Origin of the sequence: Armatimonas sp., from assembly GCF_043757465.1 — a bacterium.
Classification (GTDB): domain Bacteria; phylum Armatimonadota; class Armatimonadia; order Armatimonadales; family Armatimonadaceae; genus Armatimonas.
Window position 1 is genome coordinate 1 of sequence record NZ_JAYVPL010000059.1, and the last position, 25981, is coordinate 25981.

The window sequence follows — 25981 nt, forward strand, 5'->3', positions numbered from 1 at the left end:
CAGGAAATAGCAGTACAGGAGAAAGGATTCTATTATTAGAAAGATTTATAAAAATATTTGGTGCAGAGTCTTGCCTGAATTTATTTGCAGATCGTGAATGCTCTCGGCGAGCTGATTTTAGGAACTGCCGGATTGGCTTTGGGAGCTACCGAGGCTCAGGCGCAGCCACCTCGTAGCCGTGTGAATATCGCGGTGATTGGGATTGGAGGGCAGGGGGCCTATTCCATCAAGGAGCTTGCCAAGCTCCAACCGACCACTAATTTTGTTGCGCTGTGCGATGTAGACGACAAGCAGGCGGGCAAGGCGTACGAGCAGTTTCCCGGCGCGAAGAAGTTCTACGACTGGCGCGTGATGCTGGATCAGATGGGCAAGGACATTGATGCCGTGGTGATCGCCACGCCCGACCACACCCACTTTCATCCCGCGCGGCAGGCGATTCTGATGGGAAAGCATGTCTACTTAGAGAAACCCATGGCCCACTCGGTCTGGGAGGTGCGCGAGCTCACTAAGCTCGCGGCGGAGAAGAAAGTGGCAACTCAGCTGGGCGTGCAGCGACACACGCTCCCTGCGATCCATAAGGCCGTCGAGGTTATCCAGTCCGGCCTGATCGGCAAGGTCACAGAAGTGCATAGCTGGATCGGCAGTAACCGTGGCATGGTACCCGTTCCCACCGACACGCCGCCGGTTCCGTCCACGCTCAAGTACGATTTGTGGCTTGGCCCCGGCCCACAGCGGCCCTACACCCCGGATATTGTGCCGTATAAGTGGCGTTTCTTCTGGGACTACGGCACCGGTGAGGCGGGTAACTGGGGCTGCCATATCTTAGACATTCCGTTCTGGGCACTCGGGCTGACCTACCCCACGCGGGTGAATTTCCACGATGGCGACCCGCTCCATGCGGTGACCACACCCACGAAGTTTCACGTGAGCTTTCAGTACGAGAAAGATCTCACGCTGCACTGGTACCAGGGCACCCCGGCAATCTTGAAAGAGAAAGGCCTCGAATCCAAGGGCATGAACAATCTCTTTATTGGCGAGAAAGGCATGCTGCTCTGTGGCTTTGACAAAGCCGAACTGATTGGCGTAGATCCGGCAACCCCGACAAGCGTCAAGCTTGCAAAGTCGCCTGGTTTTCACAGAGAGTGGGTCGAGGCGATTCAAGGCGGCAAGCCCGCGACGTGCCACTTTGGTTACTCCGGCCCGATGACCGAGACCGTGCTTTTAGGCAATGTCGCGTTTCGCGCACAAGAGGGCTTCGACTGGGATGCGAGCAAGCTCAAGGCCAGCAGCGTGAAAGCCACTGCACTGCTTCGCCCGAAGTTCCCCAAAGGCTGGACGGTTTAACTCTCGGAGACCAGCCTGAGAATATCCGTGAGAGTTTGAACCGTGTGGTGCGGTTCCGGTGCCGTTTCGGGGCGCGGTTTGTTTTCGGGGTTGTACCAGATAGCGCGCAGACCCGCGTTTCGTGCGCCCCCCACGTCGGAGACGAGCGAGTCGCCGACGTGGGCGGTGTGCTCAGGGAGCACGCCAAGGCGCTGGCAGGCAAGATGGAACTGGCGTGGGTCGGGCTTGGCGAAGCCGGTCTGGTCGGGCATGAGCACGGTGTCGAAGAAGTGCCCGAGGCCAAGGCGTGCCAGTTTGCCGGTGTGCGACTCTGAGACGCCATTCGTGACGAGCCCAAGTTTGAGCCCCTGTGCCTTGAGCGTAAAGAGAGTGGACTCGGCATCTGCAAACGGCGGTGGGGTCTTCTCCCGTGCCTCGCCGTAGCGCGCCGCAAGATTCACCAGCTCCGCAGGCGAGTACGCCACGCTTGCGTCTTCCAGTGTCTGGCGCCAGAGTATCTCGCGAATGCTTTCGAGGGATTCGGGCGGGCGCTGGTGAATCTCATACGTCCAGAACCGATGCGAGACGCGCCAGTAGCCCTCCGCGATAACCTCGGGATCGCCGCCGGGAACGAGCGTGGCGACGGCGCGGATGCTCTCAAACATCTGCCCCGTGTCGTCGCAGAGTGTGTCGTCAAGGTCGAACAAAACGGCCCGGATCACGCAATATTATCCACTTGGGCGTAGACATCCACCAGCGGTAAGCTGAGATTCAGTCCTGCGAGTACCAGAGTCGCGTCGAGTCCTTCGGCAGACTGGTAGAGCCAGAGATCACTCTCACCTTGGCGCTGGTAGTGTTCAAGATAGGCACGATCTTGCGCCACGAGAACGTAGTCCGTCAGCGAGGGCACTTGCCGGTAGTCGTGAAACTTATCGCCTCGATCATAGGCGGCAGTGGAGTCCGAGAGAACCTCGATAATCAGGGTTGGGTTGATAAGCGCCTGTGGCTTGGTGTCGTCGAAAACAGGTGTCCCACAGACCACCACGACATCTGGGTAGCAGTAGCGCCCCTCAGGGCTAATTCGGACGCGCATGTCCGCCGAGCCGATACGGCATCCTGTCGGCTTGAGCTGTGTCCGCAGAAGATAGACCAAGTCCGCCAAGATAAATGTATGGCTTGGGCTTGCTCCCGCCATTGCCAGAATTTGGCCGTCGCGGAACTCGTGCTTGATCTCCGAGGCTTCCTCGATAGTAATGTACTCTTCCAGCGTGTACTTGCGGACGGCGTTCGTGCTCACTTACTTTGCCTCCAGCTTCTCCCGCCCACTCAGGTAAGGACGAAGCGCGACGGGGACTGTGACACTTCCATCGACGTTCTGATGGTTTTCCAGCAACGCGGCATAGACTCTTGCCAGCGCTGTGCCCGACGCATTGAGCAAGTGCGGGAACTCGGGTTTGGCTCCGGCCTCACGCCGAAAGCGAATACTGGCGCGACGTGCCTGGAAGTCCGTTCCATCCGAGGCCGACGACACTTCGAGCCACTTTCCGACACCCGGAGCCCACGCCTCAATGTCCACGGTGCGCGCCATCGAGAAGCCCGTGTCTCCGGCGGCGAGCAGCAGGAGGCGGTGGGGGATTTCAAGGGTGTCGAGTACGGCGCACGCTTGCCGCACCATCTCGGCCTGGGCATTGGCGCTCTCCTCGGGGAGCGTGTACTGGAAAATCTCCACTTTGTCGAACTGGTGCACCCGCTGAAGCCCACGGGTGTCCTTACCCGCCGCCCCGGCCTCGCGCCGCCAGCACGGGGTGTGGGCGACGTATTTTATCGGCAAGACGCCCGGCTCCAGCAGCTCACCCCGGTGCACGTTGACCAGCGCGGGCTCCGCAGTCGGCACAAAGAACTGGTCGCTCTCGGCATCGTGGTACATCTCAGGGGCGAACTTGACGATATGCCCCGACGCCGTAATAGACTCCCGCGTGAGTAAATACGGCACGCCCAGCTCCGTGTAGCCATGAACCGTGGTGTGCAGATCGAGCATTAAGTTAATCAGCGCTCGTTGCAGCCGCGCCCCGACTCCCGTGTAGAGCACAAAGCCACTGCCGCTGAGCTTCGCCCCGCGCTCCGTGTCGAAAAGCCCTAGGGAGGCCCCTAAATCCCAGTGCGCTCTGGGCTCGAAATCAAACTCTGGGAGCGGCTTGTTGGCCCCACGGATCTCGGCATTGCACTCCTCGCCGCCTTCGGGGACATCATCGAGCACGAGGTTGGGTAGCGTCGAGAGCAGCGCCTCTTGCTCAGGGTCGAGTGACTTGAGCGTTTGATCAAGGCTCTGGAGGCGCGATTTCAGCTCTCCCAGGTGGGCAAGAACCGCGGTGGCATCTTCTCCTGCCTTCTTAGCCGCGGCGATCTGTGGCCCCAGCTTGTTCTGCTCGGCACGCAAAACCTCCCACTCGGTCTGCTTCTCACGGCGGGTTTCGTCGAGGGCGAGGAGGGCATCAATCTTGCCTGTGCCCTCACCGCGCTTGGCGAGGTTGGCTTTAATAACATCAGGTTCGGTGCGAATTCGTCGGATATCCAGCATAGCGACGCTATTGTACCGTGAGATCGCCGGGTGGTTAACGCGGCACATTCGGGGTATAATCCGAAGGTTTTTGCCGCGCCGACGAAGGCTTCCCGTGAGGATTGCCTTTGGGCGCGGCATTTTTATGAATTCTAATTCCAATCTGGAGAAAAGTTGACCTATGGCAACACAGAAACGTGTCTGGCTCTTCCGTGACGGTGACAGGAGCATGCGCGATCTCCTCGGTGGTAAGGGTGCAAACCTCGCCGAGATGACCAATATCGGACTGCCGGTTCCCCCCGGCTTTACGATCACCACCGAAGTCTGTACGGACTACTACGCCGAGGGGCGTGCGCTGCCCGCCGGACTGCTCGATGAGATGAAGGCCGCTCTGGCCGATGTCGAGAAGCAGCTGGGCAAGACCTTTGGTGATGTGAAGAACCCACTTCTTCTGTCGGTGCGCTCGGGTGCTCGCTTCTCGATGCCGGGGATGATGGACACGGTTCTGAACCTTGGCCTCAACGACGCGATTGTGGACGAGTACGTGAAAGTGGCCGATCCGCGCTTTGTCTACGACAGCTACCGCCGCTTTATCATGATGCTCTCCGACGTGGCGTTCTCGGACAAGTTCGATCACATTACCAAACATGACTTTGAGCATAAATTCTATGATCTCAAAAAGAAGCTGGGCGTCAAAGAGGATCTCGAAGTTCCCGCCGAGAGCCTTAAGGAGCTGTGCGACGACTACAAGGCGCATGTTCTGAAGCAGACCGGCGCTGAGTTCCCGCAGGACCCGATGGCGCAGATGACCGCCGCCGTGGAGGCCGTCTTCCGCTCCTGGAACAACGAGCGTGCCTTTATCTACCGCCGCAAAGAGAAAATTGACGACTCCATCGGAACCGCCGTGAACGTGCAGGCGATGGTCTTTGGCAACCAGGGCGACGACTGCGGCACGGGCGTGGCGTTCACCCGCGATGCGAGCACCGGCGAGAATGTGATCCTGGGCGAGTACCTGATGAACGCGCAGGGCGAGGATGTCGTGGCCGGGGTTCGTACTCCCATGCCCATCTCCGAGCTGAAGCGCCAGGACCCGGCGATCTACCAGCAGTTCGAAGAGACCTGCGCGATCTTGGAAAAACACTACCGCGACATGCAGGACATCGAGTTCACGATTGAGCACGGTACGTTCTTTATTTTGCAGTGCCGCTCGGGCAAGCGCACCGGGCCCGCTGCCGTGAAGATCGCGGTGGATCATGTCAAAGAGGGCCTGATCACCAAGGCCGAGGCGATTGCCCGCGTCGAGCCGAACTTGCTCACCCAGTGCCTTCTGCCGGTGATTCCGGGCAACGCCAAGTACAAAGTGATCGCCAAGGGCCTGCCCGCAGGACCCGGAGCGGCGACAGGAACCGTGGTGTTCTCGTCGGATAAGGCGGCGGAGCTCGGCAAGGGTGGCAAGGGCGAGCGCGTGATTCTCGTGCGCGCTGACACCAATCCTGATGACCTCAAGGGAATGCTGGCCGCTCAGGGCGTGTTGACCGAGCGCGGCGGCATGACAAGCCACGCGGCGCTGGTGGCCCGTGGCTTTGGTATCCCGACCGTGGCCGGATGTTCTGAGATCGCGGTCTCGGACACGTCGTTTCTTGTCCATGCGACCGGCCAAGTGATCAAAGAGGGCGACTATATCTCCCTCAATGGCGCTCTGGGCGAGGTGATCGAGGGCCAGGTTCCGGTCGAGGAAGCCAAGATGACCGGCGACTTCGGCACGTTCCTTGGCTGGGCAGATGAGTTCCGTGGCAAGTTCGGAGTTCGCACCAACGCCGACACGCCCGCTGACACGAAGCTGGCGATCAGCCTTGGCGCGGAAGGCATTGGCCTCTGCCGCACCGAGCACATGTTCTTCGAGGGCGAGCGTCGCCCGGTCGTGCAGCGCATGATCCTGGCGAAGAACGATGCCGAGCGCCAGAAGGCTCTCGATGATCTTTTGATCTTTCAGCGCGAGGACTTCAAGGGCATCTTTGAGGCACTCGACGGCATGCCCGCCACCATCCGCCTGATTGACCCGCCGCTGCATGAGTTCCTGCCCCACGCCGGGGAAGTTGCCGCCGAGCTGCGCGAGCTGCTCAACCGTGGTGCTGCTGGAACCGTGGTTGCCGAGAAGGCGACGCTCTTGGCCGCGATTGAGAACATGCACGAGGTCAATCCCATGATGGGCCTGCGTGGCTGTCGCCTCTCGATTGTGTTCCCGCAGATCGTGGAGATGCAGACCCGCGCCATTCTTGAAGGCGCGGCGCTGGTGATCAAGGCCGGGGGCTCTGCGGTTCCCGAGATCATGATCCCGCTCGTCGGGCATGTCAATGAGCTGAAGTTCGTGAAAGACCGTTTGGAGGCCACCGCCAAGAAAGTCGTCACCGAGCAGGGAGTGGAGATTCCCTACCAGTTCGGAACGATGATCGAGGTGCCGCGTGGCGCTTTGACGGCAGATGAGATCGCCGTCGAGGCGAGCTTCTTTAGCTTCGGCACCAACGACTTAACCCAGATGACCTTCGGGTTCTCGCGTGACGACTCGGCGACATTCTTGCGCCCGTATGTGGATCACAAGATTCTCCCGATTGACCCGTTCGAGTCCATTGACCAGACCGGTGTCGGTGAGCTGATGAAGATCGCGGTCGCCAAGGGTAAAGCGGTGCGCCCGGACATCAAGCTCGGGATCTGCGGCGAGCACGGCGGCGAGCCCACGTCGGTGATGTTCTGCTACAACATCGGCCTGAACTACGTCAGTTGTTCCCCGTACCGAGTGCCCATCGCCCGCCTTGCTGCTGCTCAAGCGGCTTTGGGCAAGGGTGTGAGCGACAAGTAGGTTGCCCACCCCCTAACCCCCGTCAGACGGGGGGACAATAAGGAATGGGTAATGGTAAGATGAGGCTGGAGGCGAGAGCTTCCGGCCTTTTGTTTTACGGGAGTAACGAACACTCAAATAAGCGCAGTATTTGCTTTGTAGTAAGATTTTTTTGATATTAACTCATGTTACGCAGTCAAAGTATGGTACCCATCGTCGTTTGCCTGACTCCTACCTCAGGGCGAGCTGGGTCTTCGTAGAGGCGTATCATACTCGCACTGCGTAACATGAGTATTAAGTTTTAATTAATCTCTAGGAGGAAGATCATTTACGAATATTCTCATCAAATCCATAGAACGAAAATATTTATTCTCATGTCCTAAATCGCGACGTATTGCTAGAAGTAGTTGCTCCATCTTATGTAGCGTCTCTGTAGAATCTGGGTTTTCAGCTATGCTAGATTTCCATTTTATATATTCTACTACAACTTCATCTGAACCCCATACTGTTAATTTTTCAAAAAATCCGTAAAAAGATTGTTTTATTTCTTCATCCTCAGGATCAATCCCGTTTTTCATTACATTAAATAAAATTCCTATGAAGTGTTCATAAGCTTCCGATTTTCTAGTTCTAATACTTGCTTCTATTTCTCTCTTCCTTTGGGATTTAGCATTATATATCATTGATGCTACGGTTCCTGAGATTGTCAATACCCCAGCTATAATTGATGCTTTTACAGGGTCAGGAGATGCTGAAAATGCATTTATGAATATTTTTAATATCCATAAAATGGTTGAGAGTACAGATGCTACTACTGCTACTGCAAGAGCCATATTGGTTTTTGATGGCTTTAAGGCCGCTGATTCATTGTCTTTTTGAAGTTGCATATTGATACCTTTCATCAATTATGGAGACTCAATTGGTGCAAAAAAGTTGCACTCGCTGGATGAATTGCTCAGTACAGGACAAAAAATGAAATTACTCTATTGCTGATATTTAATGGTATTTAATGACATAATGAAATCCTATCTTTTACTGTTAATAAATATCAACGTCATAGATATTCCAATTTTTGTCCTGTACTGAAGTTGAATTGTATGATAGGCATGTTGTATTTTTCGTACGATGCTCTGTATGCTTAATACGATGTTCTGTATTTCAAATATCAGGCTCGGGGTAGGGCATACGGAGGAGGCTGAGAAAAATACGGTTCGTCGTATGCAACTTACGATGGGGCGTATGGGTCATACAGGTGTGGGGGAAAGAAATCCCCCGGTGAGGAGAAAAATGAGATGGCAAAGACACAGCGAATGCGACCGGCGGATTTGAAGGAGATGCGCGATCTACTCGCGGCGCTCCAGGCACTGCCCGGCTACACCCCCCATGATCCCAACACGACCACGGCGGCTCTGGAGGTGAAATTGATCGCGTGGGACGCTCGCAACAAGATTGAGGTGCAGAAGGAAAACGAGGCGACGGCGGCACGGGATGCGACCGCTGACATTGAGGGAGAACTGCGGACGATGCGGGCCGATATTCATACCCAGGTTGCGGCGCAGTACGGCAAGGACTCCGATGAGCTGGCCTCGACGGGGCTGAAGAAAGCTAGTGAGTACAAGAAGCGTGGGCCGAAACCGGCGGCAACTCCTCCAGCGGGATAGCGACGATGCTCTCACCGGAGAATCGGGCACGGCTCACGCGACAGGCGGGTATTCGCAATCTCGATGTGGATACCTACCTGGAGCAGCTTCTCACGCAGGATGCCGAGGCGATTGCGGTGGAGAAAACACGGCTGGAAGTGATTAAGCTCTTGCATAAACACTTGGATTGCCTGGAGATAGACGATAACTCGGCGGATCGTAGCACGGTTCAACTCCTGCTAAAAGAGGAAAGTGTCCATAAGGGCGAGTATGCCTGGCAGGTTTGGGTGTATCCCTCGCGGGAGCCACGCCGCTGGGAGTATCTCTATGAAGAAATGGCGATTATCGCAGAAAATATTGCGGAAGAAACCGGGCATAATCTTACGATTCGCTGTGACGATCCTTTGGTGGACGTATAATTGCGGGTGGTGTTTCCTCAGAACCGGGTGGCTAAAGTCCCCTGAGCGCCATTTATGGTGCTTGCCGCATCAGCGGGCCGCTTTAGCCGCCCGGTGGAAAACGAAGCCGCCGCCGCGCAGGATGCCACGGCGACCATTTCGGTATCCAGGAGGTACATCTAGCTCGCATCGTCCGCTTGCGGGCGCAAAGACTCACGGTACTCACGCCCCAACCGCCCCGCCTCAGCGAACTCCGTGTCGTTTTTATAGACCCCCACAAGCTTTTTCCACCAAGCCGCTTTCGGTGCGCCTTGAGCAGGCTCCTCGGGGATAAACTGAGCGACTCGCTCTTCGAGTGCGGCGACGCGCTCTTCAATCGTGATGGTTGCCATAAAACCTTTCTCCTCCTGCGGATTGTATCGTGCTTCCACGGCTATTCAGTTTTGCCTCCCCCTGCCGCTGAGACGGCTTTCCCCCTCCGGCTCTCGGTCGTTCCTCCCTGCGAAGGGGGATGTACTGGGATCATAAACCCTTCGCGGAGCCGGAGGGTGGCGAGCGGTGCGAGCCGGGAGGCCAAAACTCAATGACCGTGATCGTGCTTCAGGTTGCGGCGCAGTTCGGGAAAGACTCCGATGCGCTGGCGACGACCGGCGTGACGATCTCATTTCGTAACCGATTTTTGGAGCCGTTGCAGCGCAATCAGCGCCTCGACGGGCGAGAGGGTGTTGATGTCCAGCCCGCGCAGCGCTTCCACCACCGGGTGCTCCTCCGCCTCAAAAAGCGTCATTTGGAGCTTCTGGGACTTCGGCGCGACGCTCACACTGCCGCCGAGCGTGTCACGGCGCTTGCTGCCCTCTTTTTCCAGATCACTCAGAATCTCTTTGGAGCGCTCGATCACTGTGGGCGGCAGGCCCGCCATACGACCCACTTGAATCCCGTAGCTCTTGTCCGTGCCGCCAGGCAGAACTTTACGCAGCCAGATGATCCGATCGTTGGTCTCTTTAACGGCGATGCGGTAGTTTTTCACGTTGGGGAGCTGCTTTTCCAGCTCATTGAGCAGGTGGTAGTGCGTCGCAAAGAGTGTCTTGCAGCCACGCGCGGCGAGAAATTCCGCGACCGCCCAGGCGATGGAGACGCCGTCGAAGGTGCTGGTGCCGCGCCCGATCTCGTCGAGAATCACGAGGCTGCGCTCGGTGGCGTTGTTGAGAATGTCGGCGGTCTCGGTCATCTCCACCATAAACGTAGACTGCCCAGCGGCCAGATCATCGTGCGCTCCGACACGGGTGAAGATGCGATCCACGAGGCCAACCCGCACTGAGTCGGCGGGAACGAAGCTGCCGACCTGGGCGAGAAGCACGATGAGGGCAACTTGGCGGAGCACCGTGGACTTTCCAGCGGAGTTGGGGCCAGTGATGATATGCACTTGCTGCGTGTCAGTGTCCAGATAGGTGTCGTTGGGAATAAAGTTCGCCGCTGATCCCATCAGCCGCTCGACCACGGGATGCCGTCCGCCCTTGATGTCGAGAACATCGGTAGTATCTACGGTAGGCCGGACGAAGCGGTTGTTCTGCGCCACTTCGGCCAGCGACGCTACCACGTCCAATCTCGCCACGGCTTGCGCCACAGCGAGTACGTTGCCGGTGAACTCCTGCGCGACGTAGTCCCGTACGGAGACAAACAGATCGTACTCCAGCGCGTTGATGCGCTCCTCGGCCCCGAGCACTTTGGACTCCATCTCCTTAAGTTCCGGGGTGATGAAGCGCTCTCCGGTGGACGTGGTTTGCTTGCGGATGTAGTCGCTTGGGACGGCGGCAAGATTGGATTTCGTTACCTCGATAAAGTAGCCAAAGACCGAGTTGAAACCCACTTTCAGGCTCCTGATACCCGTTTTCTCCCGCTCGTCGGACTCTAGTTTTGCGATCCAGCTCTTGCCTCCCCGGACGATCTGACGCAGCTCGTCGAGGTTTTCGTCGTAGCCGTCTTTTATTAGATTGCCCTCACGCACCGTCAGCGGTGGCTCGTCGTGAATGGCGCTGGTGAGAAGCTCCGTGAGCGTCGGCAAGCCATCGAGCGCGGCGGCGAGCGCTTGGATCGCTGGGTGCTCGATCTGCAAGGCTTGCGCCGCCACCTCGGGGATTTGCTCCAGCGAGAGGCGCAGCGCGACCAAATCCCGCGCATTCGCCGCACCGGTCGAGAGCCGCGCCATCAGCCGCTCTAAGTCCGCGATTCCCCGGAGCGTGTCGCGCACATCGCCACGCGTCAGGGCATCGTCGTAGAACGCCTCGACGGCATCCAAGCGTGTGTTGATCTTGTCCACGGAGAGCAGCGGCGCGTCGAGCCACTTTTTGAGCATGCGCCCGCCCATTGACGTGCGCGTCTCATCCAGAACCGCGAGCAGAGATTTCGCCCGAGCACTATCGTAGAGCCCCGCCGTCAGCTCCAAGTTCCGCCGCGCCGACGCGTCGAGGTACATCGCGTCTTCGGTGGAGTAGGTCGCCAGCGAGCGAATGTGCCCGACCGCGCCCATGTGCGTCGCTTTGAGATATTCGAGGAGGGTAGCGGCGGCGCTCAGCCCGGCAGAGTAGTCATCGCAGCCGAAGCCCTTGAGCGTCTGCACCCCGAAGTGTTCCAGCAGCGCCTCGCGGGGGAGGCGCGGCAATCGTGCTTTTCCGACACGCGTCAGGGTCGCCGGACAGGCTGCTGCAATCGCCTCCGCCAGCTCGTCCATGCCCTCGGGCACGAGGCACTCAGCGGGCTGGAGACGCAGGATCTCCTCTACCACCTTGGCGATCCCGGCACTCTCCTCCACCTCTGTGATCAGAAACTCACCGGTTGAGACATCCACGACGCCGATCCCGTGCACGGGTTTGCTAAGAATCGCCGCCACCAGATAGTTATTGCTCTTGGCATCGAGCAGCGCGTCTTCCACCAGCGTTCCCGGTGTCACCACTCTCGTGACGGCCCGCTTCACCAGTCCCTTCGCGAGCTTCGGGTCCTCGATCTGGTCGCAGATCGCCACTTTAAACCCGCGTTGCACCAGCCGGGCCATGTAGCGCTCCAGCGCATGGTGAGGGACACCCGCCATGGGGTACTTTCCGTCGTAGCCCTGCACGTCGCGCCCCGTGAGCGTGATCTCCAGCTCGCGAGCAATCAGCTCGGCATCGTCCCCGTAGGCCTCGAAGAAATCTCCAACGCGCATAAAGAGCACACAGTCAGGCCGCTCCTGCTTCAGCGTGACGTAAAGACGGAGCATTGGGGTGAGCTTATCGAGGGGAATCGCAGGCGTGGGCATATGCTCCTATTCTACGCTATGCGCCGCAATTACGGAAACCAAGATACCTGTTACCTTTGGTTCGCTCATTATGGGTGTAACCTCCAACTTTTGGATGGATCGTCGTTTTGGGCTTGCCGTCTTTTTCGCAGAAGTTGCGTGTGACATCGTCGAAGGGGTCGCCGACGAGCTGGTTACTTTTTGAACTGAAACGAGTTGCCCGGGCCACCGTCGTTCATCACGGGTGTCTCGCTCTGGCTCTCGTGGGTGCGGTTCCACTCAGCGAGCTCACGGGCGGATACTTGCCCATTGCCGTTGCTGTCGGCGTTGATCGCGCCACCTGTGATTGTCAAGTGATCCAGAGCGCTGGTAATATGGAAGTTGAATTCTCCATGGTTGTAGAACTTGCCCCCGACGGTCTCATTTTCCGTGTCGGCGGGGTGGGCGTTCTCCGTGGCAGCGCAGGCGGTGACGATGAAGGTCTTACTGTTGGCTAGATTATCAATAAAGCCTCCGCTACGACACTGCTGCATAAAGATCGCCCGCGAGGCGTAGGGGATGGCATTGAGCTTATTGGCGAAGTCCGTGTCCGTAATCGAGCCACCGCGTAGATTGAGAGTTGCATTCATTCCACCGCCGCCGTGGTCAAATGTCCAGATGAAGAGGGTGTCGTTGCCGTCCAGCTTCGGCAGGCTGTTCGCGGCATCGCCATTCTTGAGGCCATCGAAGACTTTATTGACCCATGTGGGACTGGCAGGGAAGTCGGTGACAGTGCTCGGGTGGCGGTACTTCGGGTTCGCTGAGGCGTAGTCCATGCCATCGCCGTAGAGCACGAAGATATTCTCTGGCTGGTAGCCGTTATTGAGCAGAGCCTTGTACATCCAGACGGTGTCGTTCCAGAAGCACTCACCCGCAAAGTTCTCGGCGAGATCGCCACAGATCAGTACCGCGTAACGCTTGACCAAGAACCTGCCCCAGTCAATCTTGGGAATACGGATGTCCACTTTGCGAACAATATCCACATTGAGGCGTACCTTGCTGGCATCCGTGACGGCTCTGTCTACCTGGAACTTACTGATGCGGCTGACATTGTCGGTCAGGACGTGTAGCTCACCGGCACGCAGAGCTAGTCCCTTGACGCCGTCGGTGGGCAGCTCTATTTTATCGAGAGTCTTCTCCACTTGGTTCGTGTAGCGCGCGATCTGCGAGCCGTTGCCCGTCAGGACATAGAGTCCGTCCTGAAAGAAAGCCATCGCGCTCATCTCCGCGCCCGGAGCCCAGCCCCGGCTGATAATGCGCTTCGTGGCGAGATCAATTTTGAAGATGGCGCTGGAGAAGCCCGCCTCCATCGCCACGAAGACCTCCTTGCCATTGGAGGCCACGGCGGTGAGCTCACCGGTCTTGAGCAATGCACTCTCGGGTTCCTGGCTGGCGCCCGGGTCGTTGACGGCATCCAGGCGCAGTAGCTCGGTGAGCTTGCCACTTTCGGTATCGAGGCTGGAGAGGACTTTGCGTGCACCATCGCCCAGAAGGAGCTGGTTTTTCGCATGGCCCGAGATCGAGAGACGATCAATTCCGACGCTGAAGCGGCGCAGAACCTGACCCTGATCCCCGAGTGCGGCCACGGTTCGGGGGGCGGCGGCGAACAGCTTGCCATCGAGATCGGTCAGGGTGGAAAATCTATCGGGTTGGCTGAGACGAAGCTCCCCCAGCTTACCTGCTTGGAACAGCTTCGAGAGGCTTAAAGGACGTAGCTCTGGTCGGAGCTGCGCATTTAGGGGGGGCTGGGAGAGGCTGATACCGGCCCAAAGTGTCAGTGCGCTCGCCAGCGAGAGTGTGAGAAGAGTTTTACCTTTCATGACATAATGCTACCCTCTAACCGAGAGGTTTAAACTTTAGTTTCCGCTAATCGGGGGTAGTTGGTCAAGTTGTTTTGAGTGTTGATTTTAGGTTCGAAATCGGGTAGTCTCTAGCCATGATCACTTCTAAGCAGCATTGAAAAAATATAGCAACATCTTGAACGATCACTACCATCTGCTACTCTGGAAGCGCACCATTGGAAAATGTTGCTCCAGTTATACATTTCTGCTTAGCATTTCCTGCCCCTACTGCCAGAGGCCAGAGAGAGTCGTCAAGTACGGAATTGGGCTGCACCCCTATCCAGGCAAGCTACTCGGGGCAACCCCAGTGCCCTCTGCTAGGTCGCGGCCCTCTCCTCTGCTTTAGAAGTGGACGAGACGTGAGGCGACTCTACGGAGGGCTTCCCCTCAGCGGAGCCGAGCACCGAAGGGTCAGCGGGTCAAAAGACTGAGGACGCCGATAGTACTAAAAATGGGGGCAGCTCACAATCTACCTCACGGAGAGCATCCAGGCTATCCAAGGTAGAGTACCCTCGTTCGTCTTCGTCAATAAGCTACCTTTCTTCGGCGAACCCGGCGACTGGCAGCGCACGGCCAAGGTCGCGGAGGAGGCAGGAGCAACCGTCGTTATTGGCGAGTGGCACGGGGAGATCGAGCACCGGCAGGCAGCAGGCGAGCACCTGCTCTCCCTTGGTTACACCTACGCACTCCTGCCGGACGGAGACGAAATCATCGAGCCATGCCTTCTCGACACCCTCGTAAAGATCGCCGAGAACGACATCGCCGACGTTGTCCATATCCGCTGGGACACCTACTGGAAAACACCACAGTATGTCATACGGCCACAAGAGCCCTTTTCACCCTGCTACCTCGCCAACCTCAAGGTTGCCAAGCCGGTCGCAGGCCATCAGTACGAAGGTGGCAGAACCATCTACCTGGATGAGAACTGCGGTATCGTAGACGCCCACGTTTGTGTGGGAAGCGAAATCAGGTAGAATTCCTGCATGAACTACCGACCGTTTGGACGCACTGGTGTACAGGTTTCGGAGCTGTGCCTGGGCTGTATGAACTTTGGCGACGACTGCTCCGAGGCCGACTCGATTGGGCTGATGCACCGTGCCATTGACGATGGCTTTAACTTCTTCGACACCGCCGATGTCTACACGCATGGCGTCAGTGAGACCATTGTGGGCAAAGCGCTGGCGGGTGACAAACGCGACAGGGTCTTTCTTGCCACCAAGGTCTACAACCGCATGGGCGACGGCCCCAACGAGATGGGCTCGCACCGCTACCACATTATCAAGGGCTGCGAGGATAGCTTGCGCCGCCTGAACACGGATCACATTGACCTCTACCAAATTCACCGCCCCCAGTCGTCTATTCCCATTGACGAAACCTTGCGTGCCTTAGATGATCTGGTGCGCTCGGGGAAAGTGCGCTATATCGGCACCAGCACGTTCGCGGCCTACCAGGTTCTCGAAAGCCTCTGGGCGAGCAAGGAGCTGCACCTGAATCGTATTGTCTGTGAGCAGCCACCGTATAATCTGCTGGATCGGCGTATCGAGCGCGAGCTGCTGCCGATGTGCCGTGCGTACGGCATCGCGACTATCCCTTGGGCACCGCTGGCGGGTGGTCTGCTCTCGGGGAAGTACCGCGCAGGCGCACCCCGTCCCGACGGTGCACGCTACGCCAGCAAGGCCGCCCCGTTTGCCCGTGACAACGAGTCGGCCCTCCAGAACGTCGAGAAATATGTCGCGTGGTGTGATAGTTGTGGCTACGATCCCTCGCAAGTTGCGCTTGCCTGGGTGCTACACCAGCCGGGTGTCACCAGCCCGATCATCGGCCCGAAAAATACCGCGCAGTACGAAGCCTATCTGGCTGCACGAAGTCTGACGCTGACCCCCGAGGACTACGCCGCTCTCGACGCCATTTTTCCTCCCGGAACGCACGTCTCCGAGTACTACCGCGCCGACTTCGGCCCCACGGCGAGATGGGTGTAGGCTTTAGCACCTAGCGAGAGGATCTTGATCTCTCGAAACTAGAATTTGAAGGTGCGGACAACCTCCAGGGGCTGGCGCTTGCCCAGGGCGATATCAAACCCGCCCAGGCCAAGGCCGTAGGTGTAGCCCGTCGCGCTGTTGTAGCCCGCGCGGAGTGCAATCGGGCCGAGTTTTTGCTCGGCACCTGCCCGCAGCTCCGCTTTTCCCAAGGCACCCGTGATGTCTACCAGGTCCGCCACGGCAGTCATTCCCCCTTTCTGGAAGCCCACCCCCGCCGTCGCCGTGGTGGCGAGCAGGTTGTAGGTGCGCGCTCCACCACCGCCATTGGCATTGGCACCGAACTGGCCGACGAACGTGAAGTTTGGCTTGACGGCGTTGGCGATCACCAGGCCCCCGGAGAAACCCAGGAGCTTCTTGGACTCCAGCATGATCCCCAGATCCGCCCCTAGTCCCTTTTTAGTCAGAGTATCCTGCCCGTTCATCTCCGGGGCACGTAGCGCGTCCGCACTGGAATCGAGTGTCGCCTTCTCACCAAAGAAGTGCGAGTAGATCGCGTTCATGTACTTAAGCCGGGCACCGATCGCGAGATTGAAGTTCTCGCTGCCACTGCTGGACTTGAGCTGTGTGGCGAACCCAATCTGGGGCAGTGAGTAGATCGCGGTCGCTAGGACATCGGCGCGCGCATCGCTGGGAACACTGCCCGTTGCGCCGTTCTTGCCCCAGGTCTGAAGGGAGGCGTTTGGCAGAACGTAGCCCTGCCCGACACCGCTTGCCAGAAATTCGACGGGGCCGAGGCGCAGCCCCAGGCTCGTGTTGAGGCCAAAGCCTGAGGTCTCGGAGGCGAAGCGACGTGCCAGATCGGTAGCGTCTGCACCGGAGCCGCTGGTCAGCAGGAAGTTGGCCGCCTTGTCCAGAGAGATAGCGCCGCTCGCCCGTGCGCCGATATTGGGATAGTGGACACGCATCAGTCCTTTTGCAAAAGCCAGCGAGGCCGGGTTGTTACGCGAGCCCATCCCGCTAATGCCACTACCCGCGAGCGATGCGATACCGGCCCCCCCCATGGCAAAGGCCCTGGCATCGCCTCCAAAAGTAATGTCCTGCGCACTTGCAGGGAGTGCCATCAGAGCAACGGCTCCTGCAATCACCATGGATCGTCGAGAAAAGATCATTTTACTGATCCCCCTAAAGTTGAGTTGTCACTAATATTCGGCAGTGCAGCCAAACTTCCTCCCGCAGGAAACGACGAGGGCTATGGTGAACGTCTGCATGTGCGGTACTTGTTTTTATTTTTTTGTTGGCTCTACCTGTGCATCCCTGTGGTTGCCCAGGATGCGTTTAAGGGAAAGGTGACAGAGATTGAGCGTGGGGATCAGCTCTCTGTTCAGTTAGACTCATGGGTTCTTAAGGTACGTCTTCACGGAATCGAGTGTCCCCATGAGGGCAATCTGGCAGCGGTCGCTAAGGAGTGGACTCAGGGGCGCATTCTGGGGCAGCCGGTGCAGGTTGGTGTTCGAGGGACGGCAGCTAAGGGGATTGTTTATGGGGATGTGAGCTACCTACCAGGTGCGCATAATATCGCCATCGAGCTGACCGAGCAGGGGCTGGCAACCTGGTCAGCGCGCTACGCTCCTACCCGTCGGGATTTGGCTGCGGCGCAAGCGCGTGCTCAAGCGGCCCACGCGGGTGTCTGGGGCAATAACGAGGCGGAAACTGTCCGTCTGCGACAGCAGATCAAGCAGTGGCAAAAAGACCGGGCGACCCCTGCACCGATTACTTCTCCTGCACCGATTATTTCTCCTGCACCAACCGCTTCGCCCGCGCCGAGGGCCTCTCCGACTCCCGCCGCTCCGACAAAGCTCTCCGGAACTCCTTCGCCCGCTCCTGTGGCTAAAAAGACGCCTGTTAAATCTCCCTCGCTCTGGCCCATGGTTCTTGGAATTCTTGGGGCTGCCGGGTTACTCACTCTTGCCGAGCGGGTCAGCCGCGATGCTCGTCGTCTGCGCCAACGTCCGACAGTGCTCGCCGATGCTCAGTTGCGTGTGGATGCGCAGGGACGAACCGGGCCTCTCAAGTTTCGGGGGCTAGCCCATGCGGCAGAGGAGCAAGTGGCGAGTATCGCGGGACATATTCCTGGCCTCTATGTCCACGAGATCACCCAGATTTTCCGTGAGGGTACCTGGCGTACGACCTACAATGAGACCGATGCGTGTCCCTTCATCCTAGACGATGGCTCAGGTGAGGTTCGTGTTTCCGTGGCGGAGTGTCTCTACAAGCCCATCCGAATCGCCCGTTTTTACAACGACATTCCCGTGGAGCGGTGGCATGCCCACTCCTACGGGGGAGACATCCGCACCGAAGTCTTTTTTATTCCCTCCGATGTCACTCTGGTGCTCTATGGCGAGCTCGGTGATCTAGCCAAGCAGAGTGTTCTGGTAATCGAAGGCGATGAGCGCCGCCTGACCCTTCTGCCCGTCCGTGCAGCCATTGGCCTGATTGTGGCGGCAGTGCTTGCGCTCTTGCTGGGGGGCTATTTTACGGTTTCGGGCGCAGGTTGACCCGGAGAGCCGCGTAGCCGTCAATCTGGAAGTGCTCCACGCGTAGGGTGTGCGCTCCACCCAGCGTGACAGCGACCGGGTAGAGTGTTGGCCCCTGGTACTTCCAGCCTTCCGTCAAAATCGGCTTCCCATCGAGCCAAACACGGCAGCCATCGTCGGTTGTGATCTCTAGCAGATACGCGCCCGGCGGCACGGAGAACTTTCCATCGGCGATGGTCAGGTAGTGGTCATTCGGTATCCCCGCGCCAAAGGAGCTGCCCGCGTAGTCCAGCCGATCGCGCTTCTCTGTCTTAAGGGGTGTGCTCTGGATCACCTCCGCAAAGTGCGCGGGGTCGGGAGCGCTGTGAACCTCCGTGGGGTTTTCCGCCTTGCTCCAGCGGTAGAATGAAACACTCCAGTCTATGGGAGCGAAAAAGTGGGAGAAGCCAAAACGCACAGGCTTCCCCTTACGGGTCACGATTCCTCGGTAGTCCCGCGTGGGCTCCCCAATATACTCCAGCTGCACTTTTGCCTGCCCTCCCTCCCCGGCGGGGGTGATCGTCACGGTGTCGGGCACGCTCCCAGACTTAGAGGAGAGCGTCACGCCATCGGCTGAGACCAACCGCCAGCGTCCCTTCGGCCCGAGAATCTCGTAGTGACCGTCCCCGCGCGGCCAGAGCAGAGGACGGTCAAAGGCATAGGGTCCCCACTCGTCCACGACGATATAGCGCCGCCCACGGAGCGTATTCTTGGGCAGAAATGGCATCGGCGTGCCAGCGAGGGGGGCGGGGGCCACAAAACCCGCGACGCTCGCCCTCGGGTTCCACGGCAAGGTGAAGCGCTTGAGATAGGCTTTCGTATCGGTCTCCGTGGCGACGAGCGTATTTCCGCTCGACTGCATCACAACCTCCCCCTTGCCCCCTCCGGCTTCGCGAAAGGGGAGAGTTTGGTTGCCTTTCTCACGCACACTTTCCGTGGCGCGCACACTCAGCGTTTTCCCACAGCCCACGAAACGGTTGTCTTGAATCTCGTAGTCGCGGCTGGTTGTGTCGTGCTTGCGGACATAGGCCCAGTTTGGGTCTTGGGTCGAGTTCTTCCAGAGATTAATCGCCGTGAGGTCTCGGTGAAAGAGATTGCTCGAAATGGCATTGTCCCGTCCGTGCTCGATGGCAATCCCTTCGGCGTTAAACCCGAAGACATTGCCGACAATCTTTGTCTCGTAGCTGTAGCCGCCCCAGATTCCGTGCCAGCACTCCAGCACTAAGTTATTCACAAAAGCATTGCGCGAGAAAGTCGCTTCGATGCCATTGGTGGGGGCATGGGAGAAGTCATTGCCAAAGAGCAGGTTATCGTCGCAGCCGCCACGCCCGGTGTCCATGGTGGTCTGGCCCGCCCACAGAAAAAAGCCGTCGCCGCCGTGGGTGACGGAGTTGTAGGCAAAGAGATTCTCGCTACTTTGCTCATAGATGAGAATTCCCGCGGAGTCCTGGCCGCGATTATAGACACCGTGGCTGTAGCCGCGTACGCACCAGTCGAGGTTATTCTGAAGGATTTTATTGCGGCTACTGCGGTACATTCCCAGGCCTATTGCGGAGAGAAATGAGAAGTTATTTTCCGCCACCACGCCGTCGTTGCAGCGGGTGAGCATCAGGCCACACTGTCCACGTAGCGCTGTGCACTTGCGTACGGTGAAGCTCTCACAGTCCACTAAATACAGCGCCGCACCGTAGCCAAGCCACTCGTCTTTTTCGTTCTGGTGAAAGCTCATCCAGTCCGCGCCGTCTTCTTTTTCCAGAGTGCTGCCAAGCCGCTGCTTCCAGTTATCCGACGCGTCAATACTCTCTAGTTTCAAGCCCGGACAGCTTCGTGCCAGCACCCCGACTTTATAGCCCTGTACGCGTAGATTCTTGAGCGTGATATTCTTGCCCATGACGCGCACCCCGACCCCGACGCGCTTATCGGGCTCCGTCGTTGGCACAGTGCCGCGAAGCGTTGCGCCTCCGAAGTCCACCGTGAGATTGTCTCCCGTGATGGTGATGCCTTCGGGCATAAAAAACGCACCCCGCGAAAACTTTCGCGAGGTGGTGAGGGTTGCTGGTACTTGCATGGTCTACTCTGCGAAAGGATCGTCGAGTTCTTCGTCGGCGGGCGGTGGGGACGGGCGGCGCTGTGCGACGGGCCGTGCGGGTGCGGCGGCGGCGGGGCGAGCAACTGCCGGTGCGGGTGCGCGGGGCGCGGGTGTCGCGGAGCGGGGGGCCATCGGACGGGAAGCCGCATCGCCTTCGGTGAAGAACTCATCTTCCTCCGGCTCGGTCTTCTTGTTCTCTTCTCCCGGCTGCGCCTCGACCTGCGAGAGATACATCACATGCGTCGGCTGATTCTCCGCCTCACGGTACTCATTTTTGAAGATCAATATCTTTACTTGAGGCGAGAGCTTGCCCGTAAGAAAGGTCTTGCCGTTCTTGTCTTTGTTGGTCCAGAGACCACCTAGCTTGATCATGTCAGATGCCATAGTTTGTTAATTTTCCTTTTGAAATGCTTCCCGAAATGGGAGCCGTATGGTATAATTCCAGCGTCTTACGGGCTTGTAGCTCAACGGTTAGAGCAGGGGACTCACGGAGAAGCAGGTTGGCTTGTGATGGTTCAACTCCATCTTCTCCGCAAGTAATCCCTTGGTTGGGGGTTCGAATCCCTCTAGGCCCATATTTTCCTCACTCCTCGGCGGCTACGCTACCCGGAAGGAGAGGTGACGGCCTTCGACATCTTCTTCCCACTGCGCCTCGACAGCGGTGACTTGCGCTTGCGCGGGGCCACGGTGGAGCTCGGCGAGGAGCGCTTGCAGCGGCGCACGCTCTAGAGCCTCCGCTTCGACTTCGACACTGCCATTCGAAAGGTTCTTGACGTAGCCTCCACCAACTCCGGTGAGACGCTGGGCGGTGTGGTGTACCCAGTAGCGAAAACCGACTCCTTGTACATTGCCCTGAACCTTGGCACTTAAACGGATCATAGTTACTCTTTTCCTCCCACACGGCGTGAGTGCGTTGCTAGATCATACACAAACTCTAGGGTCTGCGCCACCGGCTGCCCATTCTTGAGAGCGGGCTGCCACTGCCACTGCCGAATCGCCTCCAGAATGGCGTCGTCAATCTCCTCGTCGCCCGACCCCTGGGTGAGGTTGACGTCTACGCCTCCCGTAACGCTCACGGCAATTTTGACTTTGACGGTGCGGCTGTAGGTGCGCGATGCGGCATCTTCCGGTAAGTTTGGATAGAACAGTGCCTGGGGCTCGGCAGGGTGCGTGGGGCCAAAGGGGCGCGGCTTGTAGCTGGAGGGCACGGTGATACTAATGTGGGTGATCTTGTCTCCCAGCACAAGCTTCTCCAGGACGTCCTGTCCCGCCGTGACCCGACCCAGGAGCGTGTAGCCATTGAGATCGAAGCCGGGGACATCGCGTTTGAGAATATAGAACTGGCTCCCTGCGGAGTCACGCTCCGGGCCGCGCGCCATGCCAACGACCCCTTTGGTGTTCTTAAGACCTCGGTTTTGTTCGTAGGGAATCGTGTAGCCCGGCCCGCCCGTGCCATTGCCCAGAGGGTCGCCGCCCTGAACTAGATCCGCCTCGATCCGGTGAAAGGTGAGGCCGTCGTAGAAACCACGCTGTGCCAGATTGATGAAGTTTGAGACACCAACCGGGGCTTCGGTGGGCTCTAGCTCTATCTGAATCGTCCCCTTAGCGGTTTCTAGTGTCGCAATGGGCCGTTCCGCCTGTTTCTTAGGTTTTTGGACTTTTGGTTTTTCTTCTTTTTTAGGCTTCTCGTCTTTTTTCTTCTGCGCCACCGGCGGCTTTTGTGCCGGGGGGGGAGTCTGAACGAGAGGCTGTGAGAGCAGTAAAAGGGCTAGAACACTGAGCATTGACTCTACTCCACGATCTTGACTTTGAGCATCTTGTCGCCAATGGCGATCTTCTCGGCCACTGCCTGCCCCGCCACGATCTGTCCGAAGACCGTGTACTTATTCATGCCATCGGGCTCTTTCTCATCCAGGCTCGGGGCGGGCTTGCCGATGACCACGTAAAACTGGCTTCCGGCAGTATCCCGTCCGGCATTTGCCATCGCCACGGCTCCTCGGTTGTGTTTGAGAATGCCATTTTTTTCATTAGGAATTTTCCACCCGGGGCCTCCTGAGCCATTGCCCGCCGGATCGCCGCCCTGAATCACAAAGCCAGGTTCGACTCGGTGAAAAGTCAGGCCATTATAAAACCCTTTTTGGGCAAGCTTGATAAAGTTCGCGACGGTTTTGGGGGTGACATCCGGGTAGAGAATGATCTGAATGATACCTTTGGATGTTTCAATAATAGCCAGAGGGCGCTTAGTTTTCCGGGGTGTTTGTCGTGGATCCATGTTTGTATTGTACCTGCCCCCTGAGAGCACCTGAGTGTCTTTGCGGTTACGAGTTTTTTGGTGCGCTATAATACCTCTATGAGCACAGTGATGGCAGTTCCCTCGATTTCCGAAACCGGGCGTACGTTCCGTCTCACTCGCGCCCATGTCGCAGTCTTGTTAGAAGCAGGGCTCGTTGAGCAGGCTCGCTATGAGTTGCTCAATGGTGTCCTGGTAGAGAAAATGCCACAGAACAAGCCCCATGTTAGCAGTTGCCGTCGAACGACACACGCACTGGAAGATCGGTTTGGACGTGATCGGGTGGGAGCGCAAGCCCCGATTGTCCTGGATGATCTCAACGAACCCGAACCCGATGTTTTCGTGACGCGCCTGCCGCTGGAAGACTATCCGGATAACCCGCCCGCAAGTGAGGTGCTCCTGGTAGTCGAAGTGGCTGATGCCGCGTTGCGTACCGATCGAACGGATAAAGCCGAGTCGTACGCTCGCTCCGGAATTCCTGAATACTGGGTTGTGGATGTCAATGGCCGTCGCGTGATCGTCCACCGTGAGCCTGCTAGTGATGGTTATTGTTTTGTAAACACGCTCAACGAAACAGATTCTATCTCGCCTCTTCACGCGGAGGCGCAAGTGCTTGACGTCCGTGATTTACTTCCCTGAGAAGAGAGAAAGGCCGAGGCAGTGAAGTTTACGTGGTATTGGTCAAAAGGAATAAACATCGGTGTCATTGTTGAGGAAGAAATAATCCCACTGGACGATGCTTTTCTGACCTCTGACTTCGAGGGATTTTTCGGACAAGATAAGGCTTTTGGGCGAGATTTCACATTATGGGACTTATGGCATCCGCTTGAGTTTCCAATCCTTCTCGAACTGGCCAAAAAAAAGGTGGAAACAAGTCAGCTTTCTCTATTTTCCGTCGAGCAAAATTTAAAAGCTCTCCCTCCTTTCGGGGGATTTCCCTCGTTTCGGGATTTTTATGCCTTTGAGGCGCATGTGAAAAACGCCCGTCAAAAGCGCGGTCTGGAGATGATCCCGGAGTGGTACGACGCGCCGGTTTTTTATTTCTCCAACACGGCCTGCATCGTTGGGGACGGGGCCGGTATTAAGAAACCCGCCGAAACCCGTGAGCTAGACTATGAGCTGGAGTGGGCCGTGGTGATCGGACGCGAGGGCGGCGATATTTCCGTGGCCGAGGCCGATGGCTATATTCTGGGCTTTACGATTCTCAACGACTGGTCCATGCGCGACGTGCAGCGTCACGAGATGAAAGTGGGCCTCGGCCCGGCCAAAGGTAAGGACTTCGCCACCAGTGTCGGGCCGTACTTAGTGACTCCTGATGAGCTAGAAGATCGAGTCGTAGACATCAGTCGTGGCAGGCGCTATGACTTAGCGATGGCAGTCTCCGTCAACGGCGTCCAGCGCGGTGGCGGAAACACGCGCGACATGAACTGGACTTTTGCCGAGCTTATCGCCGCCGCCAGCCGCAACACCGTGCTGAAGCCGGGCGATCTCATCGGCTCCGGCACGGTAGGCACGGGCTGCATCACCGAGTTCGCCGAGGGAGTCTGGCCGTGGCTGGAAGTCGGAGATTACGTGCGTCTCGAAGTCGAGCGGTTAGGGATTTTGGAGAATCGCATCGTCTGAGGCGCAACCTCAACCGCCATCTTGTGTCTATTAGCCCATGCAACAACAACGAGCTGTCTTTCGGGATTATTGCGTTTTGCGTACTCTATTTCACCGGCAGGCTCTCCGAGGTGGAACTCTTTCGCCCCAACCATCAAGGAAAGAGCGGCTTTGCCCAGGGCAGCATCTGGCTGATCGGGTTTGCCATTGTCTGTCCGGTTTTCTTACTCACGCAGCGGCGGCATGGCTTCACGTTCACGGGCAAAAATATCGCGGTGCAAAAAAACGGCGAGTTCATCTGGGAGAAGAAGTGCGCGGCGTGGCGCTGGCGCATCTCGGGCAAGAAAGACATTGTCGGGCTAGAGTGCTCGACGATCAAGGCGAGGCGTTTTTGGTGCGCCTGGGGGGAATCCCACTCGGGGGCAAAGAGCCTTTTGACGCGCTTGTCCAAGCACTGACAGGGGCAGGGATCACGGAATCAGACGCTCTGCGCAAGCGCCTGCCCTTTACCCAGGATACGGCGGCATGGCTCTGGGTGTTCATGTCCTTGCTGGGAATCGCACTCTTTGGCGGGATGGCATGGTCGCTGGTTCGCATGACGCAAGACCTCCACCTGCCCAGTAGCGAGGAGCTACGCAGGCACCAAGAGCGTCCTCCCGTACTCCCTCGCCGCGTGGTTCCGGTGCGACACTTCACCAGAGGCGGAGAAAAAGAGACGCACAAGCCATAATAGGGTAGGAGTAGATGACGCAATGGCGCACTATGTAACATTAACTCTCTACCTGCCTCCATTTAGAAAATCAGTGCCTCCCACACAGCCCCTTGCACTTTCCGGTAGAATACTCCCAGCCCATGCGCCGCCTCCTCTGCCTGCTCCTCGCCCTCATCCAGGTACTCCCCAGCCTGGCAGCCCTCCCCCCACGCCCCCGCCCGCCCGCGGGTTTCGGTGGGGCAGGGTACGCCTTTGTGGCATAGCGTGGTGACGAGCGAGAACCACGAGTACCTGGTGGACACGAGCCAGCCGTATGCGGAGGTGATCCAGGAGAAGACGTGGCTTACGGACGGCGCGGGCATGCCGATTGGCGATGCGCCGATAGTAGACCGCTACGACATCGGGCTAGACAGGCTCCACGTCTTGCGCTACCCGGTAAACGCCAACGGCCCTCCGACAGTTCTGTACTCCAACTGGCTTCTCTTCGATGGTCTGGGCAGTACGCGGATGGTGCTGGGCGATACCGGCGGTGTTGTGGACGAGTTCGGGTACGCCGATGCGTTTGGTATTCCGTATCGAGTGACGGCGACGGGTCGTGATGTTGCGGGGCCTGGGTTCTTCTTGAACGGCCAGCAGTGGGATGGGGGCAGTAGCTGGGGAAGGAGCTACTGGAGTGGAACGCCTGCCTTCAATAGTGGCGAGGGGCTGTACTTTAACCGCGCTAGGTACTACCAGCGTAACTACACACCGCTCGCGCCATCCACAGATTTGAGGTAGGATACCACCTAAGGATATGACCGAGAAAGAGGCAAACGCACTTTATAACCAAGG

The 25981-nt window shown here is 57.9% G+C and carries 26 protein-coding genes and 1 tRNA gene; 12 read left to right on the plus strand and 15 right to left on the minus strand.

From position 1 onward, the window contains the following. Positions 1-93: 93 nt before the first annotated feature. Positions 94-1344: a Gfo/Idh/MocA family protein gene (locus tag ACH2ED_RS07595; protein ID WP_395089878.1), complete on the plus strand. Its 1251-nt coding sequence runs from the start codon at positions 94-96 to the stop codon at positions 1342-1344. Here ACH2ED_RS07595 and ACH2ED_RS07600 read toward each other — a convergent pair. From ACH2ED_RS07600 to serS, 3 genes are read right to left on the minus strand one after another with little or no spacing between them, the layout of a single operon-like run. Then, on the minus strand, positions 1341-2045 hold the full coding sequence (locus tag ACH2ED_RS07600; protein WP_395089879.1) for an HAD family hydrolase: 705 nt from the start codon (positions 2043-2045) through the stop codon (positions 1341-1343). The genes ACH2ED_RS07595 and ACH2ED_RS07600 overlap by 4 nt on opposite strands. Continuing rightward, positions 2042-2620 (minus strand): Uma2 family endonuclease, encoded by a 579-nt coding sequence (locus ACH2ED_RS07605; protein ID WP_395089881.1) that lies wholly within the window; start codon positions 2618-2620, stop codon positions 2042-2044. Before ACH2ED_RS07605 ends, ACH2ED_RS07600 begins: the two co-directional genes overlap by 4 nt. Further along, on the minus strand, positions 2621-3901 hold the full coding sequence (gene serS / locus ACH2ED_RS07610; protein WP_395089883.1) for a serine--tRNA ligase: 1281 nt from the start codon (positions 3899-3901) through the stop codon (positions 2621-2623). A 160-nt stretch (positions 3902-4061) separates the two neighbouring features. Here serS and ppdK point away from each other — a divergent pair, with 160 nt between their 5' ends. After that, complete coding sequence (ppdK, locus tag ACH2ED_RS07615; RefSeq protein ID WP_395089885.1) at positions 4062-6737, plus strand: pyruvate, phosphate dikinase; 2676 nt, start codon at positions 4062-4064, stop codon at positions 6735-6737. 284 nt (positions 6738-7021) lie between these two features. Here ppdK and ACH2ED_RS07620 read toward each other — a convergent pair whose 3' ends face one another. Further along, positions 7022-7603: a hypothetical protein gene (locus ACH2ED_RS07620; protein ID WP_395089886.1), complete on the minus strand. Its 582-nt coding sequence runs from the start codon at positions 7601-7603 to the stop codon at positions 7022-7024. Between the two features lie 405 nt (positions 7604-8008). On the opposite strand from ACH2ED_RS07620, the gene ACH2ED_RS07625 reads away from it, so the two are divergent. Further along, positions 8009-8377 (plus strand): hypothetical protein, encoded by a 369-nt coding sequence (locus tag ACH2ED_RS07625; RefSeq protein WP_395089888.1) that lies wholly within the window; start codon positions 8009-8011, stop codon positions 8375-8377. Positions 8378-8382: 5 nt separating this feature from the next. Beyond that, positions 8383-8775 (plus strand): hypothetical protein, encoded by a 393-nt coding sequence (locus tag ACH2ED_RS07630; protein ID WP_395089890.1) that lies wholly within the window; start codon positions 8383-8385, stop codon positions 8773-8775. Between the two features lie 158 nt (positions 8776-8933). On the opposite strand, the gene ACH2ED_RS07635 is transcribed toward ACH2ED_RS07630, so the two are convergent. The 4 genes from ACH2ED_RS07635 to ACH2ED_RS07650 form a co-directional block, all read right to left on the minus strand. Further along, positions 8934-9146 (minus strand): hypothetical protein, encoded by a 213-nt coding sequence (locus ACH2ED_RS07635; protein WP_395089892.1) that lies wholly within the window; start codon positions 9144-9146, stop codon positions 8934-8936. Positions 9147-9415: 269 nt separating this feature from the next. Continuing rightward, positions 9416-12046: a DNA mismatch repair protein MutS gene (gene mutS, locus ACH2ED_RS07640; RefSeq protein ID WP_395089893.1), complete on the minus strand. Its 2631-nt coding sequence runs from the start codon at positions 12044-12046 to the stop codon at positions 9416-9418. 173 nt (positions 12047-12219) lie between these two features. Beyond that, a complete protein-coding gene (locus ACH2ED_RS07645) occupies positions 12220-13884 on the minus strand; it encodes a C13 family peptidase (protein ID WP_395089895.1) in 1665 nt (554 codons plus the stop codon). Between the two features lie 554 nt (positions 13885-14438). Next, positions 14439-14681 (minus strand): hypothetical protein, encoded by a 243-nt coding sequence (locus ACH2ED_RS07650; RefSeq protein ID WP_395089897.1) that lies wholly within the window; start codon positions 14679-14681, stop codon positions 14439-14441. Positions 14682-14888: 207 nt separating this feature from the next. Between ACH2ED_RS07650 and ACH2ED_RS07655 the strand changes: the two genes are divergently transcribed. Continuing rightward, on the plus strand, positions 14889-15884 hold the full coding sequence (locus ACH2ED_RS07655; protein ID WP_395089898.1) for an aldo/keto reductase: 996 nt from the start codon (positions 14889-14891) through the stop codon (positions 15882-15884). A 38-nt stretch (positions 15885-15922) separates the two neighbouring features. Here ACH2ED_RS07655 and ACH2ED_RS07660 read toward each other — a convergent pair whose 3' ends face one another. Beyond that, entirely contained in the window at positions 15923-17053 is a 1131-nt protein-coding gene (locus ACH2ED_RS07660) for a hypothetical protein (RefSeq protein WP_395089900.1), read from the minus strand. A gap of 177 nt (positions 17054-17230) precedes the next feature. Here ACH2ED_RS07660 and ACH2ED_RS07665 point away from each other — a divergent pair, with 177 nt between their 5' ends. Continuing rightward, on the plus strand, positions 17231-18439 hold the full coding sequence (locus tag ACH2ED_RS07665; protein ID WP_395089902.1) for a thermonuclease family protein: 1209 nt from the start codon (positions 17231-17233) through the stop codon (positions 18437-18439). Here ACH2ED_RS07665 and ACH2ED_RS07670 read toward each other — a convergent pair. After that, positions 18417-20468 carry a NosD domain-containing protein gene (locus ACH2ED_RS07670; RefSeq protein WP_395089904.1) on the minus strand — a complete coding sequence of 684 codons (2052 nt, stop codon included), beginning with the start codon at positions 20466-20468 and terminating at the stop codon, positions 18417-18419. The two genes, ACH2ED_RS07665 and ACH2ED_RS07670, sit on opposite strands and share 23 nt — an antisense overlap. A gap of 60 nt (positions 20469-20528) precedes the next feature. Beyond that, complete coding sequence (locus ACH2ED_RS07675; RefSeq protein WP_395089906.1) at positions 20529-20930, minus strand: hypothetical protein; 402 nt, start codon at positions 20928-20930, stop codon at positions 20529-20531. Positions 20931-20999: 69 nt separating this feature from the next. Between ACH2ED_RS07675 and ACH2ED_RS07680 the strand changes: the two genes are divergently transcribed. Next, positions 21000-21121 (plus strand) — tRNA-OTHER (locus ACH2ED_RS07680). 22 nt (positions 21122-21143) lie between these two features. On the opposite strand, the gene ACH2ED_RS07685 is transcribed toward ACH2ED_RS07680, so the two are convergent. Genes ACH2ED_RS07685 through ACH2ED_RS07695 form a run of 3 tightly spaced genes read right to left on the minus strand, consistent with a single transcriptional unit; the run spans position 21144 to position 22818 of the window. Continuing rightward, complete coding sequence (locus tag ACH2ED_RS07685; RefSeq protein WP_309694263.1) at positions 21144-21425, minus strand: acylphosphatase; 282 nt, start codon at positions 21423-21425, stop codon at positions 21144-21146. 2 nt (positions 21426-21427) lie between these two features. Continuing rightward, on the minus strand, positions 21428-22330 hold the full coding sequence (locus ACH2ED_RS07690) for a TonB family protein (protein ID WP_395089907.1): 903 nt from the start codon (positions 22328-22330) through the stop codon (positions 21428-21430). Between the two features lie 5 nt (positions 22331-22335). Beyond that, the gene (locus ACH2ED_RS07695; RefSeq protein ID WP_395089909.1) at positions 22336-22818 is read right to left on the minus strand and encodes a peptidylprolyl isomerase; all 483 of its coding nucleotides are present in this window, start codon (positions 22816-22818) and stop codon (positions 22336-22338) included. A 78-nt stretch (positions 22819-22896) separates the two neighbouring features. On the opposite strand from ACH2ED_RS07695, the gene ACH2ED_RS07700 reads away from it, so the two are divergent. Both ACH2ED_RS07700 and ACH2ED_RS07705 read left to right on the plus strand, forming a co-directional pair. Further along, entirely contained in the window at positions 22897-23475 is a 579-nt protein-coding gene (locus ACH2ED_RS07700; RefSeq protein WP_395089910.1) for a Uma2 family endonuclease, read from the plus strand. Positions 23476-23700: 225 nt separating this feature from the next. After that, entirely contained in the window at positions 23701-24459 is a 759-nt protein-coding gene (locus ACH2ED_RS07705) for a fumarylacetoacetate hydrolase family protein (RefSeq protein ID WP_395089912.1), read from the plus strand. Between the two features lie 133 nt (positions 24460-24592). Here ACH2ED_RS07705 and ACH2ED_RS07710 read toward each other — a convergent pair whose 3' ends face one another. After that, positions 24593-24781 (minus strand): hypothetical protein, encoded by a 189-nt coding sequence (locus ACH2ED_RS07710; protein ID WP_395089914.1) that lies wholly within the window; start codon positions 24779-24781, stop codon positions 24593-24595. A 21-nt stretch (positions 24782-24802) separates the two neighbouring features. Between ACH2ED_RS07710 and ACH2ED_RS07715 the strand changes: the two genes are divergently transcribed. The 3 genes from ACH2ED_RS07715 to ACH2ED_RS07725 all read left to right on the plus strand — a co-directional run bounded on the left by ACH2ED_RS07715 (position 24803) and on the right by ACH2ED_RS07725 (position 25927). Next, positions 24803-25168 (plus strand): hypothetical protein, encoded by a 366-nt coding sequence (locus ACH2ED_RS07715; RefSeq protein WP_395089916.1) that lies wholly within the window; start codon positions 24803-24805, stop codon positions 25166-25168. A 122-nt stretch (positions 25169-25290) separates the two neighbouring features. Next, a complete protein-coding gene (locus tag ACH2ED_RS07720) occupies positions 25291-25413 on the plus strand; it encodes a hypothetical protein (RefSeq protein ID WP_395089918.1) in 123 nt (40 codons plus the stop codon). After that, complete coding sequence (locus ACH2ED_RS07725; RefSeq protein WP_395089919.1) at positions 25403-25927, plus strand: hypothetical protein; 525 nt, start codon at positions 25403-25405, stop codon at positions 25925-25927. The genes ACH2ED_RS07720 and ACH2ED_RS07725 overlap by 11 nt, the downstream gene beginning before the upstream one ends. Positions 25928-25981 lie beyond the last annotated feature (54 nt).